General features: G+C 32.4%; 19 protein-coding genes and 1 pseudogene. 13 read left to right on the forward strand and 7 right to left on the reverse strand.

Going from position 1 to position 20,143, the window contains the following annotated elements; genetic code table 11:
• The first annotated feature begins 40 nt into the window (after nt 1-40).
• Entirely contained in the window at nt 41-1,888 is a 1,848-nt protein-coding gene (typA, locus tag HMPREF2897_RS09485; RefSeq protein WP_002446185.1) for a translational GTPase TypA, read from the forward strand.
• Between the two features lie 102 nt (nt 1,889-1,990).
• Here typA and HMPREF2897_RS09490 read toward each other — a convergent pair whose 3' ends face one another.
• Together HMPREF2897_RS09490 and HMPREF2897_RS09495 are read right to left on the reverse strand one after the other, a co-directional pair.
• Entirely contained in the window at nt 1,991-2,146 is a 156-nt protein-coding gene (locus HMPREF2897_RS09490) for a DUF2197 domain-containing protein (protein ID WP_002446186.1), read from the reverse strand.
• Nucleotide 2,147: 1 nt separating this feature from the next.
• A complete protein-coding gene (locus tag HMPREF2897_RS09495) occupies nt 2,148-2,630 on the reverse strand; it encodes a hypothetical protein (protein WP_002457438.1) in 483 nt (160 codons plus the stop codon).
• Between the two features lie 144 nt (nt 2,631-2,774).
• Here HMPREF2897_RS09495 and HMPREF2897_RS09500 point away from each other — a divergent pair, with 144 nt between their 5' ends.
• The 3 genes from HMPREF2897_RS09500 to HMPREF2897_RS09510 all read left to right on the forward strand — a co-directional run bounded on the left by HMPREF2897_RS09500 (nt 2,775) and on the right by HMPREF2897_RS09510 (nt 8,524).
• Complete coding sequence (locus tag HMPREF2897_RS09500; protein ID WP_001830079.1) at nt 2,775-3,050, forward strand: Fpa/YlaN family protein; 276 nt, start codon at nt 2,775-2,777, stop codon at nt 3,048-3,050.
• A gap of 402 nt (nt 3,051-3,452) precedes the next feature.
• Nucleotides 3,453-4,676 carry a cell division peptidoglycan polymerase FtsW gene (ftsW, locus tag HMPREF2897_RS09505; RefSeq protein ID WP_002475923.1) on the forward strand — a complete coding sequence of 408 codons (1,224 nt, stop codon included), beginning with the start codon at nt 3,453-3,455 and terminating at the stop codon, nt 4,674-4,676.
• A 398-nt stretch (nt 4,677-5,074) separates the two neighbouring features.
• The gene (locus HMPREF2897_RS09510; protein WP_002495769.1) at nt 5,075-8,524 is read left to right on the forward strand and encodes a pyruvate carboxylase; all 3,450 of its coding nucleotides are present in this window, start codon (nt 5,075-5,077) and stop codon (nt 8,522-8,524) included.
• Nucleotides 8,525-8,665: 141 nt separating this feature from the next.
• Here HMPREF2897_RS09510 and HMPREF2897_RS09515 read toward each other — a convergent pair whose 3' ends face one another.
• A complete protein-coding gene (locus tag HMPREF2897_RS09515; protein ID WP_002457435.1) occupies nt 8,666-9,574 on the reverse strand; it encodes a COX15/CtaA family protein in 909 nt (302 codons plus the stop codon).
• Nucleotides 9,575-9,876: 302 nt separating this feature from the next.
• On the opposite strand from HMPREF2897_RS09515, the gene cyoE reads away from it, so the two are divergent.
• The 4 genes from cyoE to HMPREF2897_RS09535 all read left to right on the forward strand — a co-directional run bounded on the left by cyoE (nt 9,877) and on the right by HMPREF2897_RS09535 (nt 13,222).
• A complete protein-coding gene (cyoE, locus tag HMPREF2897_RS09520; protein ID WP_002457434.1) occupies nt 9,877-10,788 on the forward strand; it encodes a heme o synthase in 912 nt (303 codons plus the stop codon).
• Between the two features lie 25 nt (nt 10,789-10,813).
• Nucleotides 10,814-11,275: a DUF420 domain-containing protein gene (locus HMPREF2897_RS09525; RefSeq protein ID WP_002457433.1), complete on the forward strand. Its 462-nt coding sequence runs from the start codon at nt 10,814-10,816 to the stop codon at nt 11,273-11,275.
• Between the two features lie 439 nt (nt 11,276-11,714).
• Nucleotides 11,715-12,767: a CAP-associated domain-containing protein gene (locus HMPREF2897_RS09530; RefSeq protein WP_002490076.1), complete on the forward strand. Its 1,053-nt coding sequence runs from the start codon at nt 11,715-11,717 to the stop codon at nt 12,765-12,767.
• Between the two features lie 20 nt (nt 12,768-12,787).
• Nucleotides 12,788-13,222 carry a YlbF/YmcA family competence regulator gene (locus HMPREF2897_RS09535; RefSeq protein WP_002475938.1) on the forward strand — a complete coding sequence of 145 codons (435 nt, stop codon included), beginning with the start codon at nt 12,788-12,790 and terminating at the stop codon, nt 13,220-13,222.
• A gap of 522 nt (nt 13,223-13,744) precedes the next feature.
• Here the strand turns inward: HMPREF2897_RS09535 and HMPREF2897_RS09540 are convergent.
• Complete coding sequence (locus HMPREF2897_RS09540) at nt 13,745-14,671, reverse strand: glycerophosphodiester phosphodiesterase family protein (protein WP_070593065.1); 927 nt, start codon at nt 14,669-14,671, stop codon at nt 13,745-13,747.
• A 222-nt stretch (nt 14,672-14,893) separates the two neighbouring features.
• On the opposite strand from HMPREF2897_RS09540, the gene HMPREF2897_RS09545 reads away from it, so the two are divergent.
• On the forward strand, nt 14,894-15,145 hold the full coding sequence (locus HMPREF2897_RS09545; RefSeq protein WP_002439362.1) for a DUF2129 domain-containing protein: 252 nt from the start codon (nt 14,894-14,896) through the stop codon (nt 15,143-15,145).
• A 9-nt stretch (nt 15,146-15,154) separates the two neighbouring features.
• On the opposite strand, the gene HMPREF2897_RS09550 is transcribed toward HMPREF2897_RS09545, so the two are convergent.
• On the reverse strand, nt 15,155-15,544 hold the full coding sequence (locus tag HMPREF2897_RS09550) for a DUF7147 family protein (RefSeq protein WP_002457429.1): 390 nt from the start codon (nt 15,542-15,544) through the stop codon (nt 15,155-15,157).
• 66 nt (nt 15,545-15,610) lie between these two features.
• Between HMPREF2897_RS09550 and rsmD the strand changes: the two genes are divergently transcribed.
• Nucleotides 15,611-16,153 carry a 16S rRNA (guanine(966)-N(2))-methyltransferase RsmD gene (gene rsmD / locus HMPREF2897_RS09555; protein ID WP_002457428.1) on the forward strand — a complete coding sequence of 181 codons (543 nt, stop codon included), beginning with the start codon at nt 15,611-15,613 and terminating at the stop codon, nt 16,151-16,153.
• Nucleotide 16,154: 1 nt separating this feature from the next.
• Nucleotides 16,155-16,640 carry a pantetheine-phosphate adenylyltransferase gene (gene coaD, locus HMPREF2897_RS09560; RefSeq protein WP_002457427.1) on the forward strand — a complete coding sequence of 162 codons (486 nt, stop codon included), beginning with the start codon at nt 16,155-16,157 and terminating at the stop codon, nt 16,638-16,640.
• Between the two features lie 409 nt (nt 16,641-17,049).
• Here coaD and HMPREF2897_RS09565 read toward each other — a convergent pair whose 3' ends face one another.
• Nucleotides 17,050-18,183 (reverse strand): nucleotidyltransferase, encoded by a 1,134-nt coding sequence (locus HMPREF2897_RS09565; RefSeq protein ID WP_070593067.1) that lies wholly within the window; start codon nt 18,181-18,183, stop codon nt 17,050-17,052.
• A gap of 126 nt (nt 18,184-18,309) precedes the next feature.
• Between HMPREF2897_RS09565 and HMPREF2897_RS09570 the strand changes: the two genes are divergently transcribed.
• The gene (locus tag HMPREF2897_RS09570; protein ID WP_001830128.1) at nt 18,310-18,864 is read left to right on the forward strand and encodes a YceD family protein; all 555 of its coding nucleotides are present in this window, start codon (nt 18,310-18,312) and stop codon (nt 18,862-18,864) included.
• Nucleotides 18,865-18,941: 77 nt separating this feature from the next.
• Nucleotides 18,942-19,115 carry a 50S ribosomal protein L32 gene (gene rpmF, locus HMPREF2897_RS09575; protein ID WP_001830121.1) on the forward strand — a complete coding sequence of 58 codons (174 nt, stop codon included), beginning with the start codon at nt 18,942-18,944 and terminating at the stop codon, nt 19,113-19,115.
• Between the two features lie 483 nt (nt 19,116-19,598).
• On the opposite strand, the pseudogene HMPREF2897_RS09580 reads toward rpmF, so the two are convergent.
• Nucleotides 19,599-20,143 (reverse strand): annotated as a pseudogene (locus tag HMPREF2897_RS09580) (cell surface protein); the annotation flags it as partial.

Consider the following 20,143-nt stretch of genomic DNA (forward strand, 5'->3'; position numbering starts at 1 on the left):
AATTAAAAGTGGGAGTATACAAAAGAAAGGAATTTATAAAATGACTAATTTAAGAGAAGATGTTCGTAATATAGCGATTATTGCGCATGTCGACCATGGTAAAACAACATTAGTAGACCAGTTGCTTAAACAATCAGGTATATTTCGTGAAAACGAACATGTCGACGAGCGTGCAATGGACTCTAATGATTTAGAAAGAGAACGTGGTATTACGATTCTTGCTAAAAATACAGCGATAGATTATAAAGGTACGCGTATCAATATATTAGACACACCTGGACACGCCGATTTTGGTGGTGAAGTTGAACGTATCATGAAAATGGTTGACGGTGTAGTACTAGTGGTTGACGCATATGAAGGTACAATGCCTCAAACTCGTTTTGTTCTTAAAAAAGCTTTAGAACAAAACCTAAAACCGGTTGTAGTTGTGAATAAAATTGATAAACCAGCAGCTAGACCTGAGGGAGTTGTAGATGAAGTATTAGACTTATTCATTGAATTGGAAGCGAATGATGAGCAATTAGACTTCCCAGTTGTTTATGCTTCAGCTGTGAATGGAACAGCAAGTCTAGACTCTGAAAACCAGGACGAAAATATGCAATCCCTATATGAGACGATTATTGACTATGTACCGGCACCAGTAGATAATTCAGATGAACCATTACAATTCCAAATTGCTTTACTAGATTATAATGATTATGTAGGTCGTATAGGCGTTGGACGTGTGTTCAGAGGTAAAATGCGTGTAGGTGATAATGTATCACTAATTAAATTAGATGGTACAGTTAAGAACTTTCGTGTGACGAAGATATTTGGTTACTTTGGTCTTAAACGTGAAGAAATTGAAGAAGCACAAGCAGGAGACTTAATAGCTGTTTCAGGTATGGAAGATATTAACGTTGGTGAAACAGTTACACCACATGATCATCGTGACCCATTACCTGTGTTACGTATTGATGAACCAACCCTAGAAATGACTTTTAAAGTAAATAACTCTCCATTTGCTGGACGTGAAGGTGATTATGTAACAGCTCGACAAATTCAAGAAAGATTAGATCAACAACTTGAAACAGATGTTTCTTTAAAAGTTACACCGACTGATCAACCAGATTCATGGGTTGTTGCTGGTCGTGGTGAACTACACTTGTCTATTCTTATTGAAAACATGAGACGAGAAGGCTTTGAATTACAGGTTTCTAAACCTCAAGTTATTTTAAGAGAAATCGATGGTGTGTTAAGTGAACCATTTGAGCGTGTACAATGTGAAGTGCCTTCTGAAAATGCCGGGGCAGTGATTGAATCATTAGGTGCACGAAAAGGTGAAATGTTAGATATGATGACAACCGACAATGGTTTGACGCGTTTAATCTTTATGGTACCTGCACGCGGTATGATTGGTTATACTACTGAATTTATGTCTATGACACGTGGTTATGGAATTATTAACCATACATTTGAAGAATTTAGACCACGAGTTAAAGCTCAAATCGGTGGTAGACGTAATGGTGCGTTGATTTCTATGGACCAAGGTCAAGCAACTTCCTATGCGATTATTAACTTAGAAGATCGTGGTGTTAACTTTATGGAACCAGGTACTGAAGTATATGAAGGTATGATTGTTGGTGAACATAACCGTGAGAACGATTTAACAGTAAATATTACTAAAGCAAAGCATCAAACAAACGTACGTTCAGCTACTAAAGATCAAACACAAACGATGAATCGTCCTAGAATTTTAACATTAGAAGAAGCGTTACAATTTATTAATGATGATGAATTGGTGGAAGTAACTCCTGAAAGTATTCGCTTAAGAAAGAAAATACTTAATAAATCTGCCCGTGAAAAAGAAGCTAAAAGAGTTAAACAATTAATGCAGGACGAACAATAATTTAGTTATATAACAAATGGTGCAACCACAGTAATAATTTTCATTATTAAGGTTGCACCATTTATTTATGTTAGATACTTTGAAATTTTCAAATATATCATTTTAATCTCGTTTGCTTTGTTTAGGTGTATCGAGTCTACTTTTACAATCATCACACATGAAAGTGCGTATAGGATTATTTCTTAAGCGTTTAGCCTCGACTGTATGTTCATCAATAAAAACCTTAGTATCGCAAATAATACATTGAACCTTTCTCATATTAAAGCACCTCTATATGTGTGACATACTTAAATTGATGAGAGTATCCTTCCTCAGGTATATATATAAAACTATCAACGGCATTATCACTATATAAACGTTTGCCATTCCTAGAAAATTGAAAGAACAAATAAGGTAATAAGTCCATGGGTACATTGATAGAGTAATCTTTATTAGAAAGTTTTATTGTGCTAGCATTCTCCATGGGTTCGGCATTTTTGAAAAATGGTGTCATATTTATCACAAATGTCTCATCTAAAACCGAACGTTTTTTATATTTAATTTCAGAATCAAGCGTTGGTGGATTTGTTTGTCCTTCTAAAATAGCACGGTTCCATTCCTTGTTATCATCAAAGTTGATGGGTCTACTACCATCAAATACCCCACGTTCTAAATCATCAATAGTAACTTTTCTATCGTCAAATATCCAAGTCGTACTATCCAATGAAATAGGGAAATTGACTGCTCCTTTTATTTGAATCATAAATGCCCACTCCCTAAATTTTTATCTTTTATTATTTTAACACAAAATCGCTTTCACTTAATTTAAATTCGCTTGCTTTTTAACTTTCAGTAGGATAAACTTCTATTGTGAAGATATTAATTGAAACGATAGGGGGAATATGTCATGTCTAACCAATCGAAGTTAAATAGTGCGGCATATGACCAATTGAATAAAGATGCAGACAGAATATTACATCTAATTAAAGTTCAAATGGATAACTTAACTTTACCTTCTTGTCCACTTTATGAAGAGGTTTTAGATACTCAAATGTTTGGATTACAAAAGGAAGTTGATTTCGCAGTTCAACTTGGATTAGTTGATAAAGAAGATGGTAAGCAATTAATGCTAAGACTTGAAAAAGAACTTTCTAAATTGCACGAAGCATTTACGAATGTTTAAACTTTTTATTTGTAATTAATTGTAAAAATAATGTATTCGCTAAATTGAGAGTATGCATAATGTCTTATGTTTAAAGAAAATATTGATAGATGATTAATTGTGCGAGTCAATCATCGCATAAATGACTGAGTTGATATTAATTCTGATATCTTTCTCGGTCTTTTTTGTTGTAAGCTTTAAAAGTGAAATTGATTTGAAAGCAGACTAAAAAAAGCTCATTTCTCTCAAATATTGTTAAAGTAAATTTAAATCATGGATTTTAATGGTAGATGTATTTGTTTATATTTGTTTAATAGATACGTTGAAGTATATAATAGATAAGAACGCTTTTTAGTAGCGATGTGTTTTACTAAGTCAACAAAGAGATAAATTTTAATCATTTAGTATTGGAAGATCTAGTATATGAAAAATTTTAAAAATATAATGCGATATATTGGAAAGACTTCTAAATTTATCGATTATCCATTGTTAATAACTTATGTTGTCCTCTGTTTGATTGGATTAGTAATGGTTTATAGTGCAAGCATGGTTGCAGCTACAAAAGGTACTTTAACCGGGGGAGTACCAGTTTCAGGTACATACTTTTACAATCGACAACTTTTATACGTTATCATGAGCTTTATTATCGTATTTTTTATGGCTTTTATTATGAATGTTAAAATATTAAAAAAGCCTAATGTTCAAAAAGGTATGATGATTGGAATTTTTATACTTTTACTACTAACTTTAGTAATAGGAAAAAATATCAATGGTTCTAAAAGTTGGATTAACTTAGGATTCATGAACTTACAAGCTTCGGAGTTATTGAAGATTGCAATAATTCTATACATACCATTTATGATTGAAAAGAAGATGCCTGCGGTGAGACATAATATTAAATTAATATTAGGACCAATTTTGTTTGTTGTAACATGTTTGATACTTGTTCTTTTTCAAAAAGATGTTGGTCAAACAATGCTAATTGTGATCATATTCTTCTCAATTATTTTTTACTCAGGTATCGGTGTGCAGAATATGCTAAAATGGGGTACTTTGGTAGCTATTGGTTTTATCATCGTAGCTACATTTATGTTCATGTTAGACATGGTTCCAAGTTATTTGCAGGCACGTTTTAGTACGTTAACCAATCCCTTTAGTCAAGAATCAGGTACAGGATATCATATTTCTAATTCTCTTTTGGCAATTGGCAATGGTGGGTTGTTCGGACGTGGTCTAGGAAATAGTATTATGAAGCTTGGTTATTTGCCAGAGCCACATACAGACTTCATATTTGCTATTATTTGTGAAGAGATGGGATTAATCGGTGGCTTAATCGTTTTAATTTTAGAGTACTTTATTGTATATCGTGCTTTCCAACTTGCTAATAAAACGCAATCGTATTTTTATAAATTAGTTTGCGTTGGGATAGCTAGTTATATCGGAAGCCAAACATTTGTAAATATCGGTGGTATTTCTGCCACAATTCCACTTACTGGTGTACCGTTACCATTTATCAGTTTTGGTGGTTCATCGATGATTAGTTTAAGTATAGCCATGGGATTACTGCTTATTACAGCAAAACAGATAAAACAAGATGATAAACGACTGAAACAACGTAAGGTAGATATTAAACGTCGATATAATTAAATAGTATATAAAATTTATAATATCAAGTTAAGACTATAGCCCAAGATGAATGTAAATTATTCCTCTTGGGTTTTTCATATCATAATATTTGGTATAGTTAGTCACTACTCATGATCATAATTTAAGATTCTGTAAATCTGCATACTTTAACTAGCGTCATTCTTATATAGATGATAATATTAAGTTATTAACATTTATAAGTTTTCTAGTAATTGACTGACAACTTAACTTACACATAGTGCAGTCAGTTTGAACTAATTTATTTAATTAAATGTTACAAATTGATAAATGATATGATTCTTTCATGAATTACTATAGAATTATTCAATCATTTGAGATAAAATTTTATTATCTAATTATTTAGAAAATTCGTAACATTCTAAGGGGTGTCTTGGCTTTTGAAACAAATAAAGAAATTACTTGTTGCTAACCGTGGTGAAATCGCTATTAGAATTTTTAGAGCGGCAGCAGAATTAAATATTAGTACAGTAGCAATTTATTCTAATGAAGATAAAAGTTCGTTACATAGATATAAAGCAGATGAATCCTATTTAGTGGGAAGTGACTTAGGACCTGCTGAAAGTTATTTGAATATCGAACGTATCATCGAAGTAGCTCTTCGCGCGGGTGTCGATGCAATTCATCCTGGGTATGGTTTTTTAAGTGAAAATGAGCAATTTGCACGCCGATGTGCTGACGAAGGCATTAAATTTATAGGTCCGCATCTAGAACATCTAGACATGTTCGGAGATAAGGTTAAGGCAAGAACAACTGCTATTAACGCTAACTTACCTGTAATCCCAGGTACAGATGGTCCTATTGAAAGTTTTGAAGCTGCAGAACAGTTTGCTAATGAAGCAGGTTACCCACTTATGATTAAGGCCACTAGCGGTGGCGGCGGTAAAGGTATGCGAATCGTTCGTGAATCAAGCGAGTTAGAAGACGCTTTCCATCGTGCGAAATCAGAAGCCGAAAAGTCATTTGGTAATAGTGAAGTTTATATTGAAAGATATATTGATAATCCAAAACATATAGAAGTTCAAGTTATTGGTGACGAATTCGGGAATATCATTCATTTGTATGAAAGAGATTGCTCCGTGCAAAGACGTCATCAAAAGGTCGTTGAAGTTGCACCTTCAGTAGGTCTTTCTAACAAATTAAGAGAGCGAATTTGTGATGCCGCAATTCAACTGATGAAAAATATTAAATATGTCAACGCTGGAACAGTGGAATTTTTAGTTTCTGGAGATGAATTTTTCTTCATTGAGGTTAATCCACGTGTTCAAGTTGAGCATACAATTACTGAAATGATTACTGGTATAGACATTGTAAAAACGCAAATTTTAGTTGCTGATGGAGAATCGTTATTTGGAGATAAAATCTCTATGCCACACCAAAATGAAATACAAACTTTAGGGTATGCGATACAATGTCGTATAACAACTGAAGATCCTACTAATGATTTTATGCCAGATTCTGGCACAATTATTGCATATCGATCAAGTGGCGGTTTTGGAGTGAGACTTGATGCAGGTGATGGATTCCAAGGTGCAGAAATTTCACCTTACTATGATTCACTATTAGTTAAGCTTTCTACACATGCCGTTTCATTTAAACAAGCTGAAGAGAAAATGGAACGTTCATTACGCGAAATGCGAATTCGTGGTGTAAAAACGAATATTCCATTTCTCATCAATGTTATGCGTAATGATAAATTTAGAAGTGGTGATTATACTACTAAATTTATTGAAGAAACACCTGAACTTTTCGATATTGCACCGACATTGGATAGAGGTACCAAGACTTTAGAGTATATTGGTAATGTGACGATAAACGGATTTCCTAATGTAGAAAAGCGTCCAAAACCAGAATATGAATCTACCAAAATCCCAAAAATTTCTCAAAAGAAAATCAATCAGTTATCTGGAACAAAACAAATCCTTGAGCAACATGGACCAACAGGTGTTGCAAATTGGGTGAGAGAACAAGAAGATGTTTTAATTACCGATACTACATTTAGAGATGCACACCAATCTTTACTTGCAACACGAGTAAGAACAAAAGATATGATGAACATTGCATCTAAAACTGCTGAAGTGTTTAAAGATAGTTTTTCATTAGAAATGTGGGGTGGTGCAACATTTGATGTCGCTTATAATTTCTTGAAAGAGAATCCATGGGAACGTTTAGAAAGATTGCGCAAAGCCATTCCGAATGTGTTATTCCAAATGTTATTACGCGCTTCGAACGCAGTAGGTTATAAAAACTATCCTGATAACGTAATTAAGAAATTCGTTCATGAAAGTGCAAAAGCTGGTGTAGATGTTTTCCGTATTTTCGACTCATTGAACTGGGTTGATCAAATGAAAGTAGCAAATGAAGCTGTTCAAGAAGCGGGAATGGTATCTGAGGGTACAATTTGCTATACAGGTGATATTTTAAATGCTGAACGTTCTAATATTTATACTTTAGATTATTACGTTAAAATGGCTAAAGAGCTGGAAAGAGAAGGATTCCATATTTTAGCAATTAAAGATATGGCTGGTTTGTTGAAACCGAAGGCAGCTTACGAATTAATTGGTGAATTACGTGAGGCAACACATCTTCCAATTCATTTACATACACATGATACAAGTGGAAATGGATTGTTGACATATAAACAAGCCATTGATGCTGGCGTAGATATTATTGATACTGCTGTTGCATCTATGAGTGGTTTAACGAGTCAACCAAGTGCAAACTCATTATATTATGCACTAAATGGATTCCCACGTAATTTAAGAACTGATATTGATGGTTTAGAAGAATTAAGTCATTACTGGTCTGTAGTCAGACCTTACTATGCAGACTTTGAGAGTGATATCAAATCACCAAATACAGAAATTTATCAACATGAAATGCCGGGTGGCCAATATTCAAACTTAAGTCAACAAGCTAAAAGTTTAGGATTGGGTGAACGTTTTGATGAAGTCAAAGAGATGTATCGTCGTGTCAACTTCCTGTTCGGAGATCTTGTAAAAGTAACACCATCTTCAAAGGTAGTTGGAGATATGGCACTATATATGGTGCAAAATGATCTTGATGAAGATACTGTCATCAATGATGGTTATAAATTAGATTTCCCAGAATCTGTTGTGTCATTCTTTAAAGGTGATATTGGACAACCTGTCAATGGATTCAACAAGAAATTGCAAGATGTTATTTTAAAAGGACAGCAACCAATTACTGAAAGACCAGGGGAATACTTGGAGCCAGTCGATTTTGAAGCAATCCGTCAAGAATTAAGCGACATACAACAAGATGAGGTAACAGAACAAGATATAATTAGTTATGTACTTTATCCGAAGGTATATAAACAATATATTCAAACTAAAGAGCAATTTGGTAATGTATCTTTACTGGATACACCGACATTCTTATTCGGCATGCGTAATGGTGAAACAGTTGAAATTGAAATTGATACTGGTAAACGTCTAATTATTAAATTAGAAACAATCAGTGAACCAGATGAGAATGGTAAACGTACAATTTATTACGCTATGAATGGTCAAGCAAGACGTATTTATATTCAAGATGAAAATGTAAAAACGAATGCTAATGTTAAACCTAAGGCGGATAAATCGAATCCAAATCATATTGGTGCTCAAATGCCTGGTTCTGTAACTGAAGTTAAAGTGTCAGTAGGTGATGAAGTTCAAGCTAATCAACCATTATTAATCACTGAAGCAATGAAGATGGAAACGACGATTCAGGCGCCATTTGATGGAATTATTAAGCAAATAAATGTTGCTAATGGAGATGCCATTGCCACAGGAGATTTATTAGTGGAAATTGAAAAACAATCATAGTTAATATGACCATCTAGATTAGTAAGATATTTAGATGGTCTATTTTTACTTAAATATATTAAAACACGCCACTTATCTTACCGTTATGGTATTTTGAGTGGCGTGTCTTTTTAATTGTTATAAATTTATGAAAAAAATAAATTATTTTAGACTTCTCGTCGTTCTTAACATTAGTAAAATAAAGTAAGCAATCATTCCGAATAAGTATGTGATAAACAAAGCATGGAATAACGCAATAATTAAATTGACATTAGTTATGACTGATAAAGCACCTGTAATAACTTGAAGGATAACAAGTATAAATGATGCAGTATAACCATAGCGTACAGTTCGATTATCTGAATAATTCTTAATAGCGTGTATAAATGTAATCATAATCCAGATAAAAGTGATGAGCGCCATACCTCTGTGAGAGAATTGTACCCAATCATGCGCATTATGAGGAACGATATCATCAAATGGAATAGGCCAAGCACCATAAGCAAGACTTGATTTAGTATGTCTAACTAAAGCACCAGTATAAATAGTTAAGTATACTATGATAGCCATCAACCAAGTTAAGATACGTAAAGGTTTGTGAATAAATAAAATGTCAGCTTCATATTTTTTGTCAATTGAGAAAATAATTAATGTCATTAAGAAAACAGAAGAGAAACTGATAAGTGATATACCAAAATGTAGTGCTAATACATAAGGATTTTGTTGCCATATCACAGCAGCAGCACCTACAAGTGCTTGAACTAATAAAAAACCAACACTAATAATAGAGAGTGGTTTGATTTCTTTAATATATCCAATATTTTTCCAAGCTGTAATTACAAGCCATAATACAACTATAAGTGAAATGGCTGATACTGCGCGATGACTCAGTTCTATAATTGTTTGTATTGGTAAATTTTCTGGAAGTAGAGCGCCGTTACATAAAGGCCAAGACGAGCCACAACCATCTTCTGATCCTGTTTTAGTTACGAGGGCGCCACCTAATTGTACAAAGGTCATAATAATCGTAGCTAAAACACCTAACCATTTAAGGTTTTGCTTTCTAAACAATGATAAACACCCCATCATTAATTTAAAGTATTAAATTATAATATTACATAATAGAATAAAGTCATTGAAAGACTCGTTAATTGATACTTCATTTAATACGACACTTGAAGAAAAATGACTTTAAATTAATGTACATATTTTTACTTTTAACTTATTATATCAAGAATAACATTTTTAAGTGTGTCACAAAATTGACGATTTATAATGTCGTAAAAGTGTCACAATTTAATTTTATAAAACCTAGTCTTTTTATGTGATTTACTATATCATTATACTATATGAGAAATTTAAGGAGGGGAATTATGAACAAAGATCAAACTTTGTCACATACTACGGGCCGTGTATCCTTCAAAGAATTACAACAAATTATTAAAATGGGCCTTGTTCAAGGTAATTTAATACCTGCTTTTGCAGGCGCATGGCTTGCAATAGTAATGACAAACCATTCCTTCCTATCTTCCATTCCACAAATACTATTGATGCTAGTTGGCTCTACGCTTATTATGGGGGGCGCTTGTGCTTTAAATAATTATTATGATCAAGATATTGATCGCATTATGCCAAGTAAGCAAAGTAGACCAACAGTAAATGATAGAATATCTGATAGAAACTTATTAATGTTAAGTTTTGGGATGATGTTAATAGGTGAAGCATGTTTATTCTTATTAAATATACCTTCTGGTGTTTTAGGATTAATTGGTATTGTTGGATATGTATCTTACTATTCAATTTGGTCTAAGCGTCACACAACTTGGAATACTGTTGTTGGAAGTTTTCCTGGAGCTGTACCGCCATTAATTGGTTGGGTAGCTATCGATGGATCATTAAGTTTACCAGCAGTAGCACTCTTCTTAGTTGTCTTTTGTTGGCAACCCATCCATTTCTACGCTCTTGCAATTAAACGTAGTGATGAGTATGCGCTTGCAAATATTCCTATGTTACCATCAGTGAAAGGTTTCAAACGGACAAGAGTAAGCATGTTTATTTGGTTAGTGTTATTATTACCATTACCATTCTTATTATCTAATTTAGGTGTAACTTTTGTTGTTATTGCTACACTACTTAATTTAGGATGGTTAGCTTTAGGTTTTACAACGTTCAGAAAAGAATCTAATCAAACTAAATGGGCAACGCAAATGTTCATTTATTCATTGAACTACTTAGTAGTATTCTTTGCGCTCGTTGTAGTTGTTTCATTAATCAAGATGATATAAATTAACTTAAGTAAGGATGAAACTTATGAACGTACCCATTTTACCAACGATAAGTACATCGTGTATTGTTATTAGTGCGATTTTAGTCGCTATTGGTTGGACATTGATTTGGAAACGTCAAGTTCATAAGCATAAAAACATTATGCTATGGGCTGCCTTTTTCGCTTTAACATTCTTTATTATTTATGCAGCAAGAACTATTTTTATCGGTAATACAGCTTTCGGTGGACCAAGTTCTATTAAAGTTTATTACACTATTTTCTTAGTTTTCCATATCATTCTTGCAACAGTTGGTGGCGTTTTAGGCTTAATTCAAATCATTTTAGCCTTCAAAGATAAACTTCATATTCACAGAAAGATTGGGCCTTGGGCTTCAATAATTTGGTTCTTTACCGCAATTACTGGTGTTGCAGTTTATGTATTGTTATATATATTGTATCCAGGTGGAGAAACAACATCATTGCTTAAAGCTACATTAGGTCTATAAATTTTCTTTATAAGAGCCTGAGACACAAATGGTTGTCTCAGGTATTTTTATGTACTGAACGAAGATAACTTAGTTGTCAGGTTGTCATAAATTATACAATAAACAAATTTTTTATTCCTAATCATTATCTACTATTTCTACAGTTACATACATATCACATATGACTCAAATCCTATCTAAATATTTTAAATAAATTGAAGCGAGATCTGTAATCATACTGAAGTCGTTTTTTACTGATACGATATATATCTTTTCAATATTTAGCTTTTAAGATGTTTGAAAATTCATTCATGTTTACTTTTGTATAAATAAAGAATACAAAAGTATTTAAAATTTTTTATAAGAATAATGATGGGGAATGTTTACACGTTTCACTTATGTTGAAAAAGGTTAGGACATTTTTGTACAATATATATAATTATTAAGAGGTGGGTGAAAGATGAAAAAGTTAATAATTAAAGTTATTGGTGTTATATTATTAGTGACATTTTTAATTTATCTCTTTTACTCACCACGTTTAAAGTTTGATGTTCTAGAGAATCCTAATAAAAATAGCAAGACAACTAAGACAGAGCAATTTAAACAGGCGAATAAGGATGCTGAGAACCCTAAACCTAAAGAAGGGATAGGGACTTGGATTGGAAAAGATATTAAAACTCTAACGCATCATTATGGACAAGCTGACCGGTCTTATCCATATAAAAATGGTTTTAAAAATTATGTCTTTAAACACAAAGATGAATATTATATTGTAAGTACTAATAAAGGAACAATCACATCAGTTTATGCCACAGGAAAAGGTGTAAAAGTGAGCCCACTTAAAATAGGTGAAAATTCATCTCATATTTTTGAAGATACTAGTATTAATCCAGAACCAACTGTCAAGACGAAAGGTAAAACTTATAAATTTGAAATGTCTGATGAAGATTTAAAGACACAGACGTTAATTAAATATGGAGATGTTTATGCTCAAATATATTCTGATCAACAGACTAATAAAATTTTGGCAGTGAGATTTTTAGATGCAAATACATTGGCAACACTACAACCATATAAGTTAAATAGAGTAGAAGATGAGGGACGAATTAGTGAAAGTTCCGACGATAAAATTCCTCATGAACAAAATCCTAATCAATTGATTACACTCTATGAAGTAACGAATAAAATGAGAGAAATGAAAAATTTAAAATCACTTAAAGTTAATAACGATATTGCTCGTATTGCTGCTATCAATTTGTATGAAGCAACGGATAAAGGATCTGACAGTGTGGAGTTTACTGAGAATGCTTTAACACAGCAACTGGATGAGCGCCATGTAAGTTATAAGTCGGCAAGTCAAAATGTAGGTTATGATTTTGACGATGTACCTACACTTATCCATAGTTGGATTAATTCTGATATTCATCGCTCGCGCTTGTTAAGTAATAAGTATGATGAAATGGGTGGAGAAGTGATGAGTGATTACTACTCATTAATATTTGTAGAAAAGTAAAGTAAATAAAGGATGATTCTGTGATTACTGAAGAAATATTAGACATTTTAGATGATATTGAGGATATCTCGGATATGATTGTACAATCTGATATTTATGTATCATACCGACGAGCTAAAATACAATTAGATGCTGATGATGAGGCAAGTCTATTTTATCAAGCTTTTCTAAAAGTGAAAGATAAGTATGATGATGTGATGAGATTTGGAAAATATCATCCCGACTACAAAGATATTATGTTAGAAACACGACAACGAAAACGTGCTTATGAAATGCTTCCAGTAGTAATGGAGTATAAAGCAAAGGAAGTGGCATTACAAAATTTAATTGACGAAGTGATGTCCAAAATCGCATTTGCTGTTTCTGAGCATGTAAAAATTGAAACAGGTAATCCTTTCTTCCAAACTGGACATGATGGATGTGCCTCTGGTGGCACATGTAACTGTTCATTGTAATTAAAAGGCATGATCAAAGCATTAATTAATCAGTAATATCAAAGAATAATGTTTGTGTAATTAATGTTATACAGAAGATAAATCTTTGTAATTAAGAATTTGTTACTTTGAAGGAAGCGGTTTGTATCATTTTTAAGAGACGTGAAATGGATTAATAAACTATTTCACACCTCTTTTTGTCCATTATAGTTTTATGAAAGGTAAGTCTACTGTATATATATTTTATAAAACAAAATTTTAGATTCGCACTTTATCAAAGTCATTTCTATTTTTAACGATGCTCATTTATGAAAAATACTTGTACCGCTCAAACTATATACAAAGTAAAATAGATTAAATAATGACATCGTAAATATTGCATTATTTAGCTAAAGATAAATTAATGTTAAAAGACTAAAAGTAAATACACTTTTATTTCAGAAACGCGTGGTAGATATGTTAAATACCTAGGACAATTCGGATGTCCTAGGTATTTTGAGTTAAATTAATAATGAGCAATCATTAAAAAACTTATATTTCAATTTATTTTAATGTTTCTTTAAATTGTTGACCTAAATCTGGGCGATCTGTCACTAAGGTATGAACACCTTTATGATATAAGTCTGTCATTAAATCTATACTATTCACACCATAGTAACCGGGTACAATATTATTTAAGTTAAGCCATTGAATGAAACGCTTAGAAGTTAATGAAATTCCTTTATATGCAACTGGCATTTGGAATGTGTCCGCTTGAGGTTTAAATGTATGACCTAACATGCCATTAAATTTAAGAAAACCTTCAGCAACTTCGGCTTCACTAGCACCGATAGCAATGTCAGCTTGGTTATACTCAGTGAAACGTTGAATTTGTTTTTTATGGAAACTTGTAACGAGCACTCGATGTTGTGCCCCATGTTTGATGATATTATCGAAAATCACTTTTGGTGCGATACGACCTTCATAGGTGTCTGGCGCATCTTTTAAATCCACATTGATATACATATTAGGGTACAATTCAAGCAGTTCCTCGAATGATAAAATCTTAGCTTTATCATGCCCGCGATAAGGGGTTTGATTATTGATATCAGTAAAATGATATCCCGCATTTAAGCGTTTTAGTTCAGCTAGAGTATGTTCACTCACTTTACCTGAACCATTAGTTGTACGGTCGACAAGTGCATCGTGAAAAACAATGAGTTGTTCATCTTTAGTTAGTCGTACATCTGTTTCAAAGCCATCCAGTCCATATTCAACAGCATTATCAAATGCCAACTGTGTTTGCTCTGGACGCATTGCCATGCCACCTCTATGTGCAAGTATGTAAGGTGCTTGACCTGAGAAGAAAGGTGGAATTGATTTTAATTGTTGCGGTGGTTTATTTTTATTTTTAAAAAAGTAAAATAGACTGCTTATAATACCGGCTGTTGCTAAAGTACCATTAATAAACCATTTTTTTGAATGAGCCATAATCGAATCCTCCTAGTGATAGTTAAAGTGAGTGTACCCCAATACTATTGTTGGGGTACGATGGTTATGATTACTTTTTCTCATCATTATTTTAAGATAGATAAAGTTTAAAGTCATAGAATTTCAATATTACTTTTATCGTTTAGGTTAATCCTTAGTTATTTCATTACTTATAAAGTCATGATATGATAACAAATGTATAAATAATGGAGTGAGTAAGAAATGAATATAATTCCTAGAACGAGTTTAATTATTTATTTAAAACATATGAAACATGAGCGACAAATTAGAAAATATGGTCACATCGTGCACTCAAACCGTCAACGAAAATATGTTGTGATGTATATAAATGAAGCAGATGCTGACAATATTGTTCATAAACTTATGCAACTCAAGTACGTTCACGACATTCAAGGTTCTCCATATAAATATTTGAAAAAAACATATGAAAAAGAAAAACATGAAATACAATAGAGTATCAATTTATTGCAAAGGTGGTATCCATCTTTGAAGACGCAAAACACTGATAAGGTAGTTAAAATATAATTCTAAGTCTGGGTACACATCAGGAGGTTGTACGTCGATACCTACAACTGGAATGTCATAATTTTCTGCAGCTGAATTAATCATCTTGAATTTTTTGTTGCCCTCTGGATAGGGATATTTTAATGCATTTGTCATGATGTACATGGCCTGGAAATGTTTTTCAGCAGTAGGGTTCATTATTATTGCGACGGATGATAATTGTTTCTCAGAATGAGGTGTATGGAAATATACAATACGATTGATTCGCGTATGATTATATTCTATAAGAGTAGTAAATTCGAATAAATCGGTTAAACCTTCACCAATTTTAATAAATGATTGTTTCATAAATAAATCAAACTCCTTTATCTTCAAATTATATTAAATAAATGAATGAAATGGAAGTGTGAGTCAATGCGTGTAATTGCGGGTAAGCATAAAAGTAAAGCGCTAGAAAGTTTAGAGGGGCGAAATACTCGCCCAACTATGGATAAAGTTAAGGAAGGTATTTTTAATAGTTTATATGATGTTTCTGGTTTAGGATTAGACTTATTTGCCGGTAGTGGTGCACTAGGCATTGAAGCATTATCACGTGGTATGGATAAAATGATTTTTGTAGATCAAAATTTTAAAGCGGTCAAGGTTATAAAAGCTAATCTTAATCAATTGGATTTAATGTCACAAGCAGAAGTCTATAAAAATAATGCTGACAGAGCACTTAAAGCACTTGCTAAACGAGAAGTACAATTCGATGTTATTTTTTTAGATCCACCTTATAATAAAGGGCTTATAAATGAGGCGATTTCTCGTATAGCAGAGTTTAACTTATTAAAAGAAAATGGTATTATCGTTTGTGAGTTTAGTCATAATGAAGAAATAACAATTGCGCCATTTCAAATGATTAAGCGTTATCATTATGGTTTGACAGATACTTTGTTACTTGAAAAAGGAGAATAATATGAGTAAGACAAGAGCAGTTATTCCCGGTAGTTTTGATCCAATTACATATGGTCACTTAGATATCATTGAAAGAAGCGCCGATCGCTTTGATGAAATCCATGTTTGTGTACTAAAAAATAGTAGTAAAGGTGGAACGTTTGACTCAAAAGAACGCATGGCGTTGATTGAAGAGTCAGTTAAACATTTGCCTAATATTCAAGTGCATCATTTTAATGGATTGCTTGTTGATTTTTGTGATCAAGTAGGTGCAAAGACAATTATTCGAGGTTTGAGAGCTGTAAGTGACTTTGAATATGAACTACGACTTACTTCTATGAACAAAAAGTTAAATAGTAATATTGAAACAATGTACATGATGACAAGTGCAAACTATTCATTTATAAGTTCAAGTATAGTTAAAGAAGTAGCTGCATATCAAGCGGATATTTCACCTTTTGTACCGCCTCATGTCGAAAGAGCATTAAAAAAGAAATTTAATGTCTGAGGCGACTGTACATATAGGGGTGTCTAACAGTCATTTAGTTCTATATATGAAATGGCTGTCACCTCTTAACTATCCAGTCAAAAATCCCTCGATAGGGTATCTAATTACAAGATACTCTATTGAGGGATTTTAGTTATAATGAACAACAAAACTACAAAAAAGATGTTACAGTTTCTGTTCATAATGATTACAGCAAGATATATATATAATATGAAGTGATACACCCAATAGAGCAGATTCTTTTATTATAAAGTTAATAGAAAGATGAAAGGTAACTCTATATACGAAATTTGACAAAAAAGCTCAGGTCAGTGAAAGAATAACGTTGACTACAATGGTATTAAACTACAATTATTTTTTGTATATAACACTATGCTTGAGTTGTAAGACTTCGGGTCTTTTATAACATTTAAATGTGTACTAAGGGTGTGTTAAAGTCTGTCAGTGATTGATTACTTAATAGATTATATACATGAGTCGCTTTAATTTCATTTTTAAAATAATGTGCAGTCTTTTGATTTACATTAGTAATGTAGTGACGATTTGGATAAGTCGCTTTTAAATATTTTAAATACGAACGTCCTTTCTCACTCATTCCTAAAACTCTAACAGCGTTAATTTCCTTGTTAACATCATCTTTCGTTATATTTAATAACACATTCATTAATACACGTTGAATATATGTCTGCGTATAACGTTTTGTTTTAAGGTTTGATATTAGAGACTCAAAGGAATCACTTCGATGAATCATTGTTTGCAAGCGGTTTTCAAAGCCCTCATTTATTGTGTATATAGAATGAAGGCTCTCTTTTGGCTGTGTAATTAATTGGTGTTTGATAAAAGGAAATGTATCCTCAACCGTAGTATGAGGTGTACAATATAGAGATTGTATTTGGTTTGGGACCACATTTTTCCAATCTTCATTATCATTCATTAGAGAACGCCTAATAGATGTTCCACTTGCAAAATGATGGTGATCAATTACTGTTTGATGATGAAGTGAACCTTCTCTTTTAATAGTCAATGCTGACATGCGAGGTGCAAATTGCTGCATTGCTTTAAGGTAGCTTATTCCTAAAATATTGTTTGGGGATTGCAAAAGTGTGTCGTTATGTGTTAACTCACTTAAGATTCGTGGATAGCTTTTACCTTGTTTTAATTTCTCTTTAAAAACTGGATGTGTTTCATAGGCAATCATTTGTGTTGCAAGATATTGTAAATCTTTTAAGGACGCACTTTCACTGCCAAAAGATATAATATCTATATCGAGATACTGAGCCGTTTTAATAGCAATTTCCGCAAAGGTATCACTTGAAGATAGGCTACCTATCAATGGTAGCTCAACGACCAAATCTACAGCAGATAAAGCCATTTCAGTACGTTTAAATTTATGATAGATTGCTGGTTCTCCACGCATCACAAAATTACCACTCATAATGGCAATAGTTACATTAGTTTCAGAGCGTTGTTTTGACAATGAAGCGTGAAATAAGTGCCCGTTATGAAAAGGATTATATTCAGTTATCAGTCCAACACTTTTCATTTGCATTTCTCCTTTTCAGTATTCATCATAAGTATTGTAACAGAACGAGGTATGTTAAGAAAAAATCTTGACAACTTTTGTTTAGAAAGTTAAAATAAATTTTGTGCTTGTTAGAGGTGAAGCCATATGAAATGGTCAATAACACAATTGAGAAAATATCAAGGTAAGCCATTTGAATTTAATCAAACGGTTAATTTTGAGCATTTAAGAGAATCATTAGATTTAATTGATCTTTCAGATATCAATGTTGAAGGACAGTTGACAGTCAAATCAAATGAAGTGATTGCAGATATGCATGTTACTGGAACTTACACAATGCCTTGTGCTCGTACTTTAGTACCAGTTGATGTGCCTCTTGATGTATCTACTTCAGAAGTATTTGATTTGGAAGGCTATGATGGTTATACCGATAGTGACGATCAAGAAGATGAACATTATCATCTTGTAACTGACGGTATGATTAATATTAAAGACATTGCTGAAGAGCTTGTAATTATTGAAAAACCTATGCGTGCCTATTCTGAACATAGTGATCAAATGTTAACTGAAGGCAATGGTTGGGAAGTCATTGATGAAGATCAATTGACTGAAGTTCAAAAAGAGCAAGATAGTGATTCTGAACAAAGAAAAGTTGATCCAAGGCTTCAAAAATTACAACAATTATACGATAAAGATCAATAGCAGTTGAATTAATGATATAATAATTATTAATTGAGCTGACATTTTGAATTAAGTGTCTATTCTAAGGAGGATTAATCATGGCAGTACCAAAAAGAAGAACGTCTAAAACAAGAAAAAATAAACGCCGTACGCATTTTAAAATTTCAGTACCTGGTATGACTGAATGCCCTAACTGTGGCGAATACAAATTATCTCACCGCGTATGTAAAAACTGTGGTTCATACAATGGTGAAGAAGTAGTTTCTAAATAATAGAACACAAGAAATAAATCCAACAATCTCGTGTGAGATTGTTGGATTTTTTGTTTTGAACTAGAGTAGCTAGAATAATTTATTTATAGGAATTTAGTACAATAATAAAGTATTTATCATGTCTTACCAATACACTTCATATCTATATTTAAGGAATCTCTTTTTTAAGGATATATAAATAATAAAATCAAACTAATTTAAATATGCCTCTTATATTTATAGAAATTTAGTTGATTTTAAAACAGAGTATTGATTTATGTGTGACCGAATGTAAAAAATACTTAACAATTGAATAGAGCAATTTAATACTCTATATCGTGAATCATCAACGTTGTCACCGAGTGTGTTCTCTTTTTATCTTATTCAGTTTCTTCGTCTTTTGTAGTTATTCAATATTTAATATTGCGATAAATTAATTTTTTAAGAAATTAAAATAACGAGTAAATCGATATTGCGATTTACTCGTTATAAAGATGTTAAGTATTATTTAGATTCTTTTCTTTGTCGTCTTAATAATAGAAGTGAAGATATTAAAGCGATAGAACCAAATACTGTAGTTGTATAATCATATTCATTACTTAGTCCTGTTTCAGGTAATTCAGTACCATTTTTAACTTCTGCTTTTGTTTCACCATCATTAGTATTTACTTTAGCATCTTTATCTGCATTGCCTTTATTACCTTGTTGCGTATTTTGATTCCCGTCTTGGCCAGTAGTTGAGTTATTATTTTGATCTGGATTTGGTTTTACTTCAGTATCTTGATTTGGAGCAGAGCCAGGTTTAACCGTAGCACCTAACTGAGCACTTTGATTAGGGTTAGAACCCTCTTGCCCAGTATTACCTTGTTCAGCATTTTGGTTGTTTTGTTCAGTATTACCTTGTTGCGTATTTTGATTACCATTGGCACCCTGTGTACCAGTTGCTGTTTGATTGTTATTAGGTTTTACTTGAGTACTTTGACCTGTTTGATCAGCGTCTTGACCAGTAGTTGGTTTATTATTTTGATCTGGATTTGGTTTTACTTCAG

It is taken from the genome of Staphylococcus sp. HMSC065D05 (genome assembly GCF_001813195.1).
Taxonomy (GTDB): domain Bacteria; phylum Bacillota; class Bacilli; order Staphylococcales; family Staphylococcaceae; genus Staphylococcus; species Staphylococcus epidermidis.

Bases quoted from the DNA above. Each gene is read 5' to 3' on its own strand.
- HMPREF2897_RS09490 (WP_002446186.1), bottom strand. From the start codon at position 2,146: ATGAGAAAGGTTCAATGTATTATTTGCGATACTAAGGTTTTTATTGAT.
- HMPREF2897_RS09550 (WP_002457429.1), bottom strand. From the start codon at position 15,544: ATGAAACAATCATTTATTAAAATTGGTGAAGGTTTAACCGATTTATTC.
- typA (WP_002446185.1), top strand. From the start codon at position 41: ATGACTAATTTAAGAGAAGATGTTCGTAATATAGCGATTATTGCGCAT.
- ftsW (WP_002475923.1), top strand. From the start codon at position 3,453: ATGAAAAATTTTAAAAATATAATGCGATATATTGGAAAGACTTCTAAA.
- HMPREF2897_RS09565 (WP_070593067.1), bottom strand. From the start codon at position 18,183: ATGAAAAGTGTTGGACTGATAACTGAATATAATCCTTTTCATAACGGG.
- HMPREF2897_RS09495 (WP_002457438.1), bottom strand. From the start codon at position 2,630: ATGATTCAAATAAAAGGAGCAGTCAATTTCCCTATTTCATTGGATAGT.
- cyoE (WP_002457434.1), top strand. From the start codon at position 9,877: ATGAACAAAGATCAAACTTTGTCACATACTACGGGCCGTGTATCCTTC.
- coaD (WP_002457427.1), top strand. From the start codon at position 16,155: ATGAGTAAGACAAGAGCAGTTATTCCCGGTAGTTTTGATCCAATTACA.
- HMPREF2897_RS09525 (WP_002457433.1), top strand. From the start codon at position 10,814: ATGAACGTACCCATTTTACCAACGATAAGTACATCGTGTATTGTTATT.
- HMPREF2897_RS09545 (WP_002439362.1), top strand. From the start codon at position 14,894: ATGAATATAATTCCTAGAACGAGTTTAATTATTTATTTAAAACATATG.
- rsmD (WP_002457428.1), top strand. From the start codon at position 15,611: ATGCGTGTAATTGCGGGTAAGCATAAAAGTAAAGCGCTAGAAAGTTTA.
- HMPREF2897_RS09530 (WP_002490076.1), top strand. From the start codon at position 11,715: ATGAAAAAGTTAATAATTAAAGTTATTGGTGTTATATTATTAGTGACA.
- HMPREF2897_RS09500 (WP_001830079.1), top strand. From the start codon at position 2,775: ATGTCTAACCAATCGAAGTTAAATAGTGCGGCATATGACCAATTGAAT.
- rpmF (WP_001830121.1), top strand. From the start codon at position 18,942: ATGGCAGTACCAAAAAGAAGAACGTCTAAAACAAGAAAAAATAAACGC.
- HMPREF2897_RS09540 (WP_070593065.1), bottom strand. From the start codon at position 14,671: ATGGCTCATTCAAAAAAATGGTTTATTAATGGTACTTTAGCAACAGCC.
- HMPREF2897_RS09570 (WP_001830128.1), top strand. From the start codon at position 18,310: ATGAAATGGTCAATAACACAATTGAGAAAATATCAAGGTAAGCCATTT.